Source organism: Amycolatopsis sp. NPDC051071 (assembly GCF_040682875.1).
Taxonomy (GTDB): domain Bacteria; phylum Actinomycetota; class Actinomycetes; order Mycobacteriales; family Pseudonocardiaceae; genus Amycolatopsis.
Window position 1 is genome coordinate 16601 of the sequence record NZ_JBFBBY010000055.1, and the last position, 12289, is coordinate 28889.

Annotated in this window: 12 protein-coding genes; 9 read left to right on the plus strand and 3 right to left on the minus strand. The window is 69.6% G+C overall.

Features of this window, described 5'->3' with window-relative positions:
• From AB0M65_RS19340 to AB0M65_RS19360, 5 genes are read left to right on the plus strand one after another with little or no spacing between them, the layout of a single operon-like run.
• On the plus strand, positions 1-564 hold the full coding sequence (locus AB0M65_RS19340) for an SIS domain-containing protein (protein ID WP_364029042.1): 564 nt from the start codon (positions 1-3) through the stop codon (positions 562-564).
• Entirely contained in the window at positions 561-1937 is a 1377-nt protein-coding gene (locus AB0M65_RS19345; RefSeq protein WP_364029044.1) for a PfkB family carbohydrate kinase, read from the plus strand. The genes AB0M65_RS19340 and AB0M65_RS19345 overlap by 4 nt, the downstream gene beginning before the upstream one ends.
• On the plus strand, positions 1937-2623 hold the full coding sequence (locus tag AB0M65_RS19350; protein ID WP_364029100.1) for an SDR family oxidoreductase: 687 nt from the start codon (positions 1937-1939) through the stop codon (positions 2621-2623). The genes AB0M65_RS19345 and AB0M65_RS19350 overlap by 1 nt, the downstream gene beginning before the upstream one ends.
• The gene (locus AB0M65_RS19355) at positions 2614-3561 is read left to right on the plus strand and encodes a glycosyltransferase family 9 protein (RefSeq protein ID WP_364029046.1); all 948 of its coding nucleotides are present in this window, start codon (positions 2614-2616) and stop codon (positions 3559-3561) included. Before AB0M65_RS19350 ends, AB0M65_RS19355 begins: the two co-directional genes overlap by 10 nt.
• Complete coding sequence (locus AB0M65_RS19360) at positions 3554-4861, plus strand: UDP-glucose/GDP-mannose dehydrogenase family protein (protein ID WP_364029048.1); 1308 nt, start codon at positions 3554-3556, stop codon at positions 4859-4861. Before AB0M65_RS19355 ends, AB0M65_RS19360 begins: the two co-directional genes overlap by 8 nt.
• A gap of 10 nt (positions 4862-4871) precedes the next feature.
• Here AB0M65_RS19360 and AB0M65_RS19365 read toward each other — a convergent pair whose 3' ends face one another.
• Positions 4872-6236: an aldehyde dehydrogenase family protein gene (locus AB0M65_RS19365; protein ID WP_364029050.1), complete on the minus strand. Its 1365-nt coding sequence runs from the start codon at positions 6234-6236 to the stop codon at positions 4872-4874.
• A 99-nt stretch (positions 6237-6335) separates the two neighbouring features.
• Between AB0M65_RS19365 and AB0M65_RS19370 the strand changes: the two genes are divergently transcribed.
• Together AB0M65_RS19370 and AB0M65_RS19375 are read left to right on the plus strand one after the other, a co-directional pair.
• Entirely contained in the window at positions 6336-7823 is a 1488-nt protein-coding gene (locus AB0M65_RS19370) for an HAD-IIIA family hydrolase (RefSeq protein ID WP_364029052.1), read from the plus strand.
• Positions 7820-8863: a glycosyltransferase family 9 protein gene (locus AB0M65_RS19375; protein ID WP_364029054.1), complete on the plus strand. Its 1044-nt coding sequence runs from the start codon at positions 7820-7822 to the stop codon at positions 8861-8863. The genes AB0M65_RS19370 and AB0M65_RS19375 overlap by 4 nt, the downstream gene beginning before the upstream one ends.
• Here the strand turns inward: AB0M65_RS19375 and AB0M65_RS19380 are convergent.
• Both AB0M65_RS19380 and AB0M65_RS19385 read right to left on the minus strand, forming a co-directional pair.
• The gene (locus tag AB0M65_RS19380; protein ID WP_364029056.1) at positions 8795-9316 is read right to left on the minus strand and encodes a hypothetical protein; all 522 of its coding nucleotides are present in this window, start codon (positions 9314-9316) and stop codon (positions 8795-8797) included. The genes AB0M65_RS19375 and AB0M65_RS19380 overlap by 69 nt on opposite strands.
• Before the next feature lie 480 nt (positions 9317-9796).
• Positions 9797-10534, minus strand: a complete 738-nt coding sequence (locus tag AB0M65_RS19385; RefSeq protein WP_364029058.1) for a TetR/AcrR family transcriptional regulator — start codon at positions 10532-10534, stop codon at positions 9797-9799.
• Between the two features lie 94 nt (positions 10535-10628).
• On the opposite strand from AB0M65_RS19385, the gene AB0M65_RS19390 reads away from it, so the two are divergent.
• Positions 10629-11474 carry an alpha/beta hydrolase gene (locus tag AB0M65_RS19390; RefSeq protein WP_364029060.1) on the plus strand — a complete coding sequence of 282 codons (846 nt, stop codon included), beginning with the start codon at positions 10629-10631 and terminating at the stop codon, positions 11472-11474.
• 91 nt (positions 11475-11565) lie between these two features.
• Positions 11566-12276 carry a methyltransferase domain-containing protein gene (locus tag AB0M65_RS19395; RefSeq protein ID WP_364029062.1) on the plus strand — a complete coding sequence of 237 codons (711 nt, stop codon included), beginning with the start codon at positions 11566-11568 and terminating at the stop codon, positions 12274-12276.
• Positions 12277-12289: the final 13 nt, after the last annotated feature.

A 12289-nucleotide genomic window follows, 5' to 3' on the forward strand; every position in this document is an offset into this window, starting at 1 on the left:
GTGATCGAAGAACACTTCGCCGCTTTGAGCGAGGCAGCCGGGAAAACCGCTTCTTGGGCACCGAAGATCCGTGACTGGGGTGAGCATCTCGCCGCCGTCCTCACCTCGGGCGGGCGATTGCTCGCCTGCGGCAACGGTGGCAGCGCCGCGGAGGCGCAGCATCTCACCGGGGAACTGGTCGGCCGGTTCCGCGACGACCGCCGTCCGTTCTCGGCGATCGCCCTGCACGCGGACACCTCCGCGGGCACGGCCATCATCAACGACTACGGCGAACACGAGTTGTTCGCGCGGCAGGTCCGCGCGCACGCGCGCCCCGGCGACGTACTCGTCTGCCTGTCGACCAGCGGCACCAGCCAGAACGTCGTCGCGGCGGCGAAGGCGGCCCACGAACTCGGCGTGACGACCTGGGCCTTGACCGGCCCGCCCCCGAATCCGCTCGCCGCGTTGTGTCATGAGGCGATCCCGGTGGAGGCCCCGTCGACGGCGACCGTGCAGGAAGTCCACCTCGCCTTGGTCCACGCGCTGTGTACCGCGCTGGACGACGCGCTCGGGGTGTCGGCATGAGGCCGCTGGTCGTCCTCGGCGACGCGCTGCTGGACATCGACCTCGACGGCTCCTCGGGCAGGCTCTGCCCGGACGCGCCGGTTCCGGTGGTCGATCTGGCGCGTACGTGGCGGCGTCCGGGTGGCGCCGGACTCGCCGCGCTGCTGGCGGCGCGGTCCACGGCCGACGTCGTACTGGTCGCCCCGCTGGGTGGTGACCAGGACGGCCGGACCCTCGCCGGTCTTCTCGCCAGGGAGGTCGGGCTGGTCCCGATGCCGTTGCGTGGCACCACCGTCACCAAGACCAGGGTGCGTGCCGCCGGGCAATCGCTGGTCCGCATCGACAACGGCGACGGCCGCGCCGAGACCTCCCCCCTTTCCCCCGAGGTGAAGGAAACGCTGCGTTCCGCGGGCGCGATCCTCGTCGCCGACTACGGCCGAGGGGTGACCGCCCATCCGGAGGTCCGGATGCTGCTCACCGAACTGGCTTCCGAGATCCCCATCGTGTGGGATCCACATCCACGCGGCGCCGAGCCCGTCGCCGGGGTCCGGTTGGCGACGCCGAATCTGGCCGAGGCGGCGCATTTCACCGAAATCCGGTCCGACGCCGAAGAACTGGCCAAGCGAACGCACGCACTCTGGTCCGCCGAAGCGGTCAGCGTCACCACGGGTTCCGACGGCGCCGTCCTGACCGACGGCGATCACTGCACGACGTTCCGGCCGCCCGCCGGCGTCGTCGCCAAGGACACTTGCGGGGCGGGTGACCGGTTCGCCTCGGCGGTCGCCGCCGCGTTGCTCGACGGCGAGTCCACCGACGAGGCCGTCGCCAAGGGAGTCGACGCCGCGGCGAGGTTCGTGGCCACCGGCGGGGCGGCCACCCTGTCCACCCTGTCCACTTCGGACACTGTGGACACCGCGGCTCCGCGGAATCCTGGATACCATGGCACTTCCGCGTTCGAAGTGGCCGCGCGGGTCCGGGAAGAAGGCGGCAGGCTGGTCGCCACCGGCGGCTGCTTCGACCTGCTGCATCCCGGGCACGCGAGCCTGCTGCGGCAGGCACGGGCACTGGGTGACGCACTCGTCGTCTGCCTCAATTCCGATGAATCGGTACGCGGACTGAAAGGCCCCGGCCGTCCGATCGTGACCGCCCGCGACCGCGCCCGGCTGCTCACCGAACTCAGTTCGGTCGACGCCGTCGCGATCTTCGACGAACCCGATCCCGCCGCGCTGCTGGACCGCCTGCGCCCCGACGTCTGGGTCAAAGGCGGCGACTACGCGGACGCGGAGTTACCCGAAAGCGCCGTAGTGCACCGGCACGGCGGCGAAATCGTCCTGATCCCGACCATCCGCGGCTACTCCACCTCCCGGTTGGTGGCCGCGGCGGAAGGAGCATGATGCGCCCTCTCGGTAATATCCTGATCACCGGCGGCGCCTCCGGACTCGGCGCCGCGACCGTCGAAGCCGTCCGCGAGGCGGGTGGCACACCCCTCGTCATCGACCGTGCGGAGCCCACCGCAGACGTCGCCTTCGTCCAAGCCGACCTTGCCGATTCCACCGCCGCCGCGAACGCCGTGGCCGAACTCGCCGAACGAGCGGGTGGGATCGACGGCGTCTTCACCGCGGCGGGCACCGACGCCTGCGGCGCACTGGATGAGGTACCCGCGGAGGCCTGGGAACGCGTGATCCAGGTCAACCTGCTCGGCACCGCCGCGGTCGTGCGGGCGGCGCTGCCCCACCTGAGGCGGAGCCACGGCACGGTCGTGACCTGTGCCTCGACGCTGGGGTTGCGCGTAGCGGGCGACGCGAGTGCTTACTGTGCCTCGAAATTCGGCGTCGTCGGGTTCACAAGGGCGCTGGCCATGGAACTCGCCGGGCGGGTCGGGGTGACCCTGCTCGTCCCGGGCGGTATGCACACGGCGTTCTTCGACGACCGGGCCGAGCAGTACAAACCACCGCCGGACGCGAAACTCAACCAGCCCGAACACGTCACGGCGTCCGTGGTGTTCGCGTTGTCCCAGCCACCCGGCTGCGAGGTCCGCGAACTCGTGGTGTGTGCCTCGGAAGAAGGGTCTTGGCCGTGACCGGCGGGATTCTCGTACTGCGTGCGCTCGGCCTCGGCGATCTGCTCACCGCCGTCCCTGCCCTGCGGTCGTTGCGCCGCGCCTTCGACGGCGAACGGCTGGTCCTCGCCGCACCCGAAGGACTGCGTGACATCGTCGAACTCATCGACGCGGTGGACGAACTGCTTCCGACGGCCGGGCTCGGCGACTTGTCGTGGCCCGGCGAGCCGCCGCGGCTGGCGGTCAATCTGCACGGCCGCGGGCCGGAAAGCATCCACGACCTCCTCGCACAGGACCCGGTCGAGCTGATCACCCACCGGCATCCGGATTTCCCCGACGTCGAGGGCCTGGACTGGCAGGACGATCTCCACGAGGTCGACCGGTGGTGCCGGCTGCTCGAAACCGCGCATATCACCGCCGACCGCTCCGACCTCGCCCTGCCTGCGCCACCAGGGCCGAGCCCGGCGTCCGGCGCGATCGTGATCCACCCTGGTGCCGCGTACGCCGCACGCCGCTGGCCACCCGAGCGGTTCGCGCGGGTCGCCGCCGAACTCGCCACCCGGCATCGCGTGGTCGTCACGGGAAACGTCGCCGAGGTCCCCCTCGCCCGCGAGGTCGCCGAAGCGGCTGGCTTACCGGAAGAAGCGGTTCTCGCGGGCGACACCGGTCTCGCCGAACTCGCCGCGACCGTCGCCGAGGCGGCCTTGGTCGTCTGCGGTGATACCGGCGTCGGCCATCTGGCCACCGCGTACGGGACGCCGTCGGTGCTGTTGTTCGGGCCGACCCCGCCGTGCCGCTGGGGTCCGCCGTCGGAAGCGCGGCAGCACACGGTTCTCTGGGTGGGAGACGTCGGCGACCCGCATGCCGACCGGCCGGACGCCGGCCTTTTGCTGCTCCGCGAAGAACGTGTCATCGCCGCCGCACAGGAACTACTCCGGACGGGAGTCTCCCATGGCTGACCGGGTGGGTGTCATCGGAGCGGGCTACGTCGGCCTGACGAGCGCCGCGTGTCTCAAGCACCTGGGCCACGAGGTCGTCTGCGTCGACAACGACCAGTCCAAAGTGGACGCTTTGGTTCGCGGTGAGGTTCCGATCGCGGAACCGGGACTCACCGAACTCGTCCACGACGGACTGAATTGCGGACGGCTGCGGTTCGAGACAGAGCTGGCGGCACTGTCCGAGGTGGCCGTCGTCCTGTTGTGCCTGCCCACTCCACAGGGGGACGGCGGCGACGCCGATGTCCGTGTCCTGGAAGAAGTCGTGACGGCCCTGCCCGGTGTGCTCGCGTCCGGCTGCGTCGTGGTCACGAAGTCGACGGTCCCGGTCGGCACCGGCACCCGGCTCCCGGAACTGCTGGGCACGCCGGACCTGCCGGTGGTGAGCAATCCCGAATTCCTGCGCGAAGGCCACGCCGTCGAAGACTTCCTGAACCCCGACCGGATCGTGCTCGGGGCGACCGCCGGGAACCGGCGGGCCGCCGAGCGCGTCGCCGCGTTGTACGACGGAACGCGAGCGCCGGTGTGGTTCACCGATCCGGCGAGCGCGGAACTGGCGAAGTACGCCAGCAACGCGTTCCTGGCGCTGAAAGTGTCCTATGTGAACATCCTCGCCGAACTCTGCGAGCACCACGGCGCCGACATCCGGGACGTCGGCAGGCTGATGGGACTCGATCCGCGGATCGGTCCCGCGTTCCTCTCCCCCGGCCCCGGCTGGGGTGGTTCGTGCCTGCCCAAGGACACCGCCGCCCTGCTGCGGACGGCCGAGAACGCGGGCGTCGACTTCGGCATCCTCCGTGACGCGGTGAAGGCCAACGCTCGCCAGCAGGCCGCGGTGGTACGCAAGATCCGATGCGCGATCACCGGCGGTCCGGACGGCTCGCTCGCGGGGTGCCGGATCGGGTTGCTGGGACTGGCGTTCAAGGCGGGAACCGCGGACCTGCGGGATTCCCCAGCCCTCGCCATCGCGCGAGAACTCGCCAGGAGCGGCGCCGTCCTGACCGCCTACGACCCCGGTGTCGACACCGTCGACGCGGAGTTCGTGCAGGTGGTCGACGACCCCTATCTGGTCGCGAAGGACGCCGCCGCGCTGGTGGTGCTCACCGAGTGGGCCGAGTTCAGGGATCTCGATTGGGACCGGCTCGCCGCGGGGACCGGCGACGCCGTGGTCGTCGACGCGAGGAATCTCCTCGACCCGGCGGCGGTCACCGAGGCGGGCTTCGAGCACACGGGACTCGGCATCGCCCCGAAGCGGACGGCATGACGAGGCTCGTTCACGGCCCCGGCGTGGCCAGGTGGACGACCTTCGTCTGCGTCATCTCGTCGAGCAGTTCGGGGCCGTAGCCGTAGCCGCTCCCGCTGGCGCCGCGCGGATGCGCCGCCCCACCGGGAGCGCCACCGAAGACGTTGTTGATCTTCACGGTGCCGACCGGCAGTTCCCGCCAAGCGCGTTGCGCGTGCGCCATCGACGAGGTGAGCACCGTGGCTGCGAGACCGTATTCGCCGTCGGCCGCCTGCCGGAGGGCTTGCTCGAAGTCCGGCACCACGCAGACGGGTGCGACCGGGCCGAAGGTCTCCTCGTTGACCACGCGCATCGCCGAGGTGCACCCTGCCAGCACGGTCGCCGGGTAGAAGGCGCCGGGGCCGTCCGGAAGCACTCCCCCGCTCAACGGTTCGGCGCCCTGCGCGAGTGCCTCGGTCACCTGGGCGTGTACGCCGTCGCGATGACGCTTGTCGACAAGCGGCGCGAGTTCACGGCTTTCCGCCTCCTTGACGAGAGCACTGAGGAACGCTTCCGCGATCTCCTGGTGCACGTAGATCCGTTCGACGGCGACGCAGATCTGTCCCGAATTGGCGAACACCCCGGTAGCGGCCTGTGCGGCGGCCCAGCCGACGTCGACATCGGTGTCGACGATGAGCGGGTCGTTGCCGCCGTTCTCCAGCAACGCCTTGGCTCCGGTCCTCGCCGCGCTCGCCGCGATCGACCGGCCTGCCGCGGTACCGCCGACGTGCGCGATCAAGTCGACGTCCCGGCTCGCGGCCAGTTCCGCGCCGACCTCGCCGTCGCCCTGCACCGTTTGCAGTACCCCTTCCGGGAACGCACGCGACAGCAAGCCCCCCAGCCGGGACCCGGTGTGCGGGCAGCGTTCGCTTGGTTTGTGCACCACCGTGTTCCCGCTCACCAACGCCGCACCCAGCAACCCGCAGGCGACGGCGACGGGGTCGTTCCAAGGGGTCAGCGCGGCGACCACCCCTCGGGGTTCCGGCACCATCAGGTCAGTGGCTCGAGGGTCACCCAGCAGGGATCGTCCACGGTGCACCGGTCCGAGTTCGGCGTACTGCTCCAAGGTGCCAACCCCGGCGAGAACGCCCTCTTCGGCTTCGGAGCGCGGTTTTCCGGTCTCGGCCTCGATGAGTGCGGCGAGTTCGCGCCTTTGGTCGCGGACCATCCCGGCCGCCTTCTTCACCGCGGCACCCCGTTCGGCCGCGGGAGTGGCCGCCCACCCGGGCGCTGCCCGCTTCGCCGCGGCGAGCACGGTCGCCACGGAATCGGGACCCGCCGTCTCGACGCTGCCGACGATACTGTCGTCGGCGGGGTTGCGGATTTCCAGTACGGCCGTCCGATCCATCAAAGTCATTCGCAGCTCCTTCGCGGTCTCGGTACCGGCTACCCGCTGAGCGCGCGCTGACACCTCTCCTGATGGTTTGAGGTGACGGCCTCCGGGTATCGGCACAAGGTGAGCGACCTCGATTACACGATCGTGATTCCGACCACCGGCCGGGCGAACCTCCATGAGCTGCTCGCCGGGATCGAAGCCGCCGGAGAACCGCGGCCGGCGCGGATCGTCGTTGCCGACGACCGGCCGGCCGGCGCGGACTTGCGGTTCGCCCCCATGACGCCCGAGATCGAAGTGGTCCGTTCCGGTGGACGTGGCCCCGCTGCCGCCCGCAATGCCGGCTGGCGGCGTGCGAAGACCCCCTGGGTCGCCTTTCTCGACGACGACGTACTCGTCGGCCGGGACTGGACCCGGAAGCTCGCCGACGACCTGCTGTCCCTGGACGCGAAGACGGCCGCGTCGCAGGCCAGGCTCGTCGTCCCGCTCCCACCGGGCCGCCGTCCCACCGACGACGAACGCGGGACCGCCGGGCTGGAGACGGCCCGGTGGATCACCGCGGACATGGCCTACCGGCGGGCGGCACTGGCCGAGGCCGGCGGCTTCGACGAACGCTTTCCCCGTGCCTACCGTGAAGACTCGGATCTGGCACTGCGGGTCGCCAAGGCCGGTCACCTCATCGCGAAAGGCGAACGGGTCGTCACCCATCCACCCAAGCGATCGGGTCCGCTCGCCAGCCTCCGCGCCCAGCGTGGCAACGCCGACGACGCGCTCATGCGGCATAAGCACGGTGTTCTCTGGCGGCAGCAGGTCGGCGCGGGGCGGGGACGGCTCGCCCGACACGCGCTGGCGACGGTGAGCGCGGTGGGCGCCGCGGTGTTGTTCGCGCTCGGACGGCGCAAGGCCGCCGCCGCGACGGCCGGGCTGTGGGCCGGGCTGACCGCGGAATTCGCCGCTCGCCGGATCGCGGCGGGCCCGTTCACCCCGGACGAGATCTCGCGCATGCTGGTGACCAGCGTGCTCATTCCGCCCGTCGCGTGCTACCAGCGCTTGCGTGGCGAAGTACGGCACCGGCTCGGCCGGGCACCGGAGGCGATCCTCTTCGACCGGGACGACACGCTGATCACGGACGTGCCCTACCTCGACGATCCCGAGGGTGTCCGGCCCGTCTCCGGCGCCAAGGAACTCCTGCACGACCTGCGGGCGGCGGGTATCCGCATCGGGGTGATCAGCAACCAGTCCGGGGTGGCGAAGGGCCTGATCACCCCCGACCGGCTGACGGCGGTGAATGCCCGGGTGGAAGAACTCTTGGGCCCCTTCGGGACTTGGCAGGTCTGCGTGCACGACGACGGTGACGGCTGTGCTTGCCGTAAACCGGCTCCCGGCCTGGTGCGTCAAGCCGCGGAGGCACTCGGCGTGGACGTCCGCCGCTGTGTGGTCATCGGCGACACCGGCGCGGACGTCGAAGCCGCACTGGCCACCGGAGCCCGCGCGATCCTGGTACCGACCACCCGTACCCGCCAGGAAGAGGTCGATCACGCGCACCGCCGGGCCACTGTCGCACGCGACCTCGCCGAGGCCGTCCACCTGGCCGTCACGGGCACGCGATGACGCGGAACGTGCTGGTGGCACGGATGGACAACCTCGGGGACGTACTGCTGGCCGGTCCCTGCGTCCGCGCCGTCGCGAACGGCTCGGACCACGTCGTCCTCCTGACCGGCCCCCGGGGACGCGGCACGGGTGAACTCCTGCCCGGTGTCGACGAAGTGCTCACCTGGTGCGCGCCGTGGATCGATCCTGAACCGCCGCCGGTGACCGAAGAAGACACCGGCGAGTTCGTCCGGCGGCTTCGCGCGCTGTCCCTCGACGCGGCGCTGGTGCTGACCTCGTTCCACCAGTCCCCGCTTCCGCTGGCCCTACTGCTGAGAATGGCGGGCGTGCCCTGGATCGGTGCCGTTTGTGAGGACTATCCGGGGTCACTGCTGGACCTGCGGCACCACGTCCCCGGCGATCCGCCCGAGGCGGTCAAGATGCTTTCGCTCGCGCAGGCGGCCGGGTTCTCGTTGCCCGCCGGGGACGACGGCCGTCTCGCGATCCGTGATCCGCTGCCACCGGTGGACCACCTGCTGGGCGCCGACCTGATCGAGGACGGCTATGTCGTCGTCCACCCCGCGGCCTCGGTTCCCGCCCGGCAACCCTCCGCCGGTCGCTCCGCGGCGTTCGTCCGCGCACTCCAGAACGCCGGTCACCACGTCGTCGTCACCGGATCGCCGTCCGAGAGCGGGCTGACCCGGGAGGTCGCGGGAAGCGCGCTCGACCTCGGCGGCCGCACCCGGCTGCCCGAACTGGCGGCCGTGCTCGCCGGCGCGGACGTCGTCGTGGCACCCAACACCGGCCCCGCCCATCTCGCGGCCGCCGTCGGAACGCCCGTGGTCTCCCTGTTCGCACCCGTCGTGCCCGCTTCGCGCTGGGCACCGTACGGCGTACCGGTCGTACTGCTCGGCGACCAGCACGCCGGATGCCGGGACAGCCGGGCACGGAGCTGCCCCATACCCGACCACCCGTGTCTCGACGGAATCCCTTCAGGCGCCGTCGTCGACGCCGTCGAGCACCTCACGCGCCGGGCGGCTTCCGTCGGCGATCGCGCGTAACTGCCGGGCCAGAATCTGCGGTTCGGCGACGGTCACGGTGAGGCTCGGATGACGGACCAGCCCGAACGGGTCGATACCCCGCACCGGATGGTGGAAGCGGACACAGACCGCCAGCAAAGTGTTGGTACCGAAGGTCAGGCCACGATCCGCCAGTGACAACCGCGGCCCGATCGCCCGCCACGCGCGAAAAGGCCCGGTGAGCCGGGCGTCGGCGATGTTGTCCAGCCCGGTGCGAACCGTCCACGGCCCGAACCGGGCAGTGAAGCCGTCCGCGTCGACCCGCACTCCGCAGCGGGCCGTGGCCGGGCGCAGCCAAGCCAGCACCGGCGCCCACCGCGGGTCCACCACGAACCGGTAGCCACGCGGTTGCCCGAGTACGTCACCCACGCCGGCCGAGTCGGCCGTCCGCTCATTCCCCGAAAGCTCGAAATCTGTGTGCTTGTCTCGCCGCATACAAGAGCGTTTCCCGCGAACGAGGCGCTCCACACTTGACCGTGGCGTCGTGAGTGATTTGGGTCGTTAGAACGCAATGCCGCTTAGCTTATATTGAATATGAAAACTAATTCCAGACGTCGGCCGTCTGACCAGGGCAAACACTCTAAGGCGGGGCGATCACGAGACCCTGACCGACTGTCGTCGCCCATAAGAAACCGCAGGTCAAGAGGTTGATCAACTTAAGCTAAGTGGCATTGCGTTAGAACGACCCAAATCACTCACGACCCACACCGACTATCGGCCGGTCCTTGAAGGACTCCTTGAGGGAGACCCGCAGCACCACCAGTCACCACGGCGGCGCGTGAAGGACCCCTTCCCTCGGCTGAGCCGAGGGAAGGGGGCCTTCCTGTACTTCACGCGAGCAACGCCACAGGTGACACGTAAGTGCTCAAGAACGGGCTCGCTCTAACGACCCAAAACACGCACGACCCACGCCGACTACCGGCCGCTGTGTGCCAACCCGGTCAGAATGTGGTCCAGACCGCGGCGGAAAGCTCGTTCATAGCGGTCGTCGGCGTGCGGTGTTTCCGCCTCGATCATGATCCGGCTCAGGTGTGGATAGTCGCCACTGCCGATGATCAGTTCGCCGTACTGTGCTTGCGCCGCCAGCCAGGTCGGCATGTCCACCCCGGACCGTCGGGCCGTCTCCTGTTCGGCCAGTTCGTCGAGGACGTGTCCGCGCACGAAGGTCAGCAGGGTGCCGACCTGGGCCAGTACCTCGTCGGCGTCCAGGTCCAGCACGTCCACGGTGGCGTAGGCCGCGTCCAGCCACGCCAGGCTGTTCGGCCCCAGCGTCGGGCGGGTCGCGGGCAGCGTGGCCAGCCACGGGTGGCTCAACACCATGGCGCGGTGCGCGTAGGCGACCGCACGCAGGTCCGCCTGCCAGTCACCGGTCGGTGACGGTGGCTCGCGTTCTCCGATGGCGCTGTCGATCATCAGGTCGAACAGTTCGTCCTTCGTGGCGATGTAGCGGTACAGCGTTGTCGTGCCGGTGCCCATCTCGCCGGCGACCCGGCGCAGGGACACGGCCTCGATACCTTCGGCATCGGCGACGCGGATGGCCACGGCCGCGAAGTCGGCTCGGCTGTGGGCCGGGCGTGGTCCCCGGGCGCCGCGTTCCGGCCGCAGCCAGATCATCGGGCGCACCTCACCCTGCGGCGATGCGTCGTCACCCATGAATCACCCTTCCACAGATTATTGCGAACAGTGTATGCGGTTATGCTACGGTCCCCTTTATGCGAACACTGTGCCCGGGTAATGGGAGAAGCTTGTGACGGAGTACCGCACTGGGTCGGTCAGCTCCGCCGATGGAACAGTCATCGGCTATCGACGGCTGGGCAGTGGCCCCGCGGTCCTGCTCGTGCACGGGGGTATGCAGGCGGCACAGCACCTGATGAAGCTTGCTACCGCTTTGTCGACCGACTTCACCGTCTACGTGCCCGACCGGCGCGGGCGAGGGCTGAGCGGACCTCACGGTGACGACTACGGCGTCACGCGGGAGGCGGAAGACGTGCGGGCGCTGGTCGCGGCGACCGGGGCGTCGCGGGTTTTCGGTCTGAGCACGGGTGCGCTGGTCACGCTGCGCGCGGCCCTCGCCGCCCCCGGCCTCGACGCGATCGCCCTGTACGAACCGCCGCTGCCGGTCGACGGCTCGGTGTCGATGGGCTGGGTGCCGCGCTACGACCGGGAGATCGCCCGCGGCAGGCTCGCTTCCGCACTGGTCACCGCCTTGAAAGGACTGGCGGTCGAGCCGGTGCTCGGCCGGTTCCCGCGGCCCGTGCTCGTGCCGTTCATGGCGATCGGCGCGCGCCTGCAGGGCAACGGATCCGGTGACGACGTGCCGATCCCGGCGCTCATCCCCACGCAGCGCTTCGACATGCGGCTGGTCGAGGAGATGACCGACACGGCACGGGATTACGCGGCACTCGGCTCGCGAGTGCTGCTGCTCGGTGGCACCAAGAGCCCGCCGTACCTCAAGGTCGCGCTGGACGAGCTTTCCGCCGTCCTCCCGCACGCGCGACGGATCACGTTCTCAGGACTGGGCCACTCGGGTCCGGATGACGACGGCGACCCAAGTCGTGTCGCCGACGCTTTGCGCGCCTTCTTCACCGCCTGAACAGGAGTTCATGCCGGTGCCGCGGGCCGGCGTCAGTAGATTGAGGCCGATATGGGGCTCAAGGCTTCTACTGTGCGAAAGAAGGATCTTCATGGAGACGACAGGCAAGACCCGCTGGCAAGAAGGACTGTCGAACGAGCTGGACCACTGGAGGGTCTGGCTGTCCGGTGGATCCGAGGCCTTTGCCAACGGAGGATTCAATGACTACGACTGGCGGACCAGACCGGACTCGGACCTGCGGAATCAACCGCATCTGACGCGGAACCTCGAGCCTTTCGCGCCGGAGGGAGCGACGGTTCGCATCCTCGACGTCGGTGCGGGTCCGCTGACCTGTGTCGGTAAGGAATGGACCGGTCGCACGGTGGAAATCACCCCGGTCGACCCGCTCGCCGACCAGTACAACACCCTCCTCGGCGAGCTGAACCTGACTCCTTTGGTGGCCACCGTGGACGCCGAGGTGGAGAAGCTCTCCGAGGTGTTCCCCGCAGACCATTTCGACCTGGTGTACTGCCAGAACGCGCTGGATCACGTGTACAACCCGGTGCTCGGCGCTCGCCAGATGCTCGAAGTCGTCAAGCCGGGCCACGCCGTCGTGCTGATGCTCAACGTGAACGAGGGCGAACGCGAGAACTACTACGGCTTGCACCAGTGGAACTTCTGCCGTGAAGGCGACGATCTCGTCGTCTGGAATCACGACGGCCGGGTAAGCCTCAGCGAAGAGCTGTCCGGGATTGCCGACGTTCGCTTCGAACGCGAGTCCACCGAGACCTTGATGATCGTTTCGCTGGCCAAGAAGGCGTGATCGACCTCCTTCA

Coding starts and splice junctions, on each gene's coding strand:
- AB0M65_RS19345 (WP_364029044.1), top strand. CDS start 561: ATGAGGCCGCTGGTCGTCCTCGGCGACGCGCTGCTGGACATCGACCTC.
- AB0M65_RS19350 (WP_364029100.1), top strand. CDS start 1,937: ATGCGCCCTCTCGGTAATATCCTGATCACCGGCGGCGCCTCCGGACTC.
- AB0M65_RS19360 (WP_364029048.1), top strand. CDS start 3,554: ATGGCTGACCGGGTGGGTGTCATCGGAGCGGGCTACGTCGGCCTGACG.
- AB0M65_RS19365 (WP_364029050.1), bottom strand. CDS start 6,236: ATGACTTTGATGGATCGGACGGCCGTACTGGAAATCCGCAACCCCGCC.
- AB0M65_RS19375 (WP_364029054.1), top strand. CDS start 7,820: ATGACGCGGAACGTGCTGGTGGCACGGATGGACAACCTCGGGGACGTA.
- AB0M65_RS19380 (WP_364029056.1), bottom strand. CDS start 9,316: ATGCGGCGAGACAAGCACACAGATTTCGAGCTTTCGGGGAATGAGCGG.
- AB0M65_RS19385 (WP_364029058.1), bottom strand. CDS start 10,534: ATGGGTGACGACGCATCGCCGCAGGGTGAGGTGCGCCCGATGATCTGG.
- AB0M65_RS19395 (WP_364029062.1), top strand. CDS start 11,566: ATGGAGACGACAGGCAAGACCCGCTGGCAAGAAGGACTGTCGAACGAG.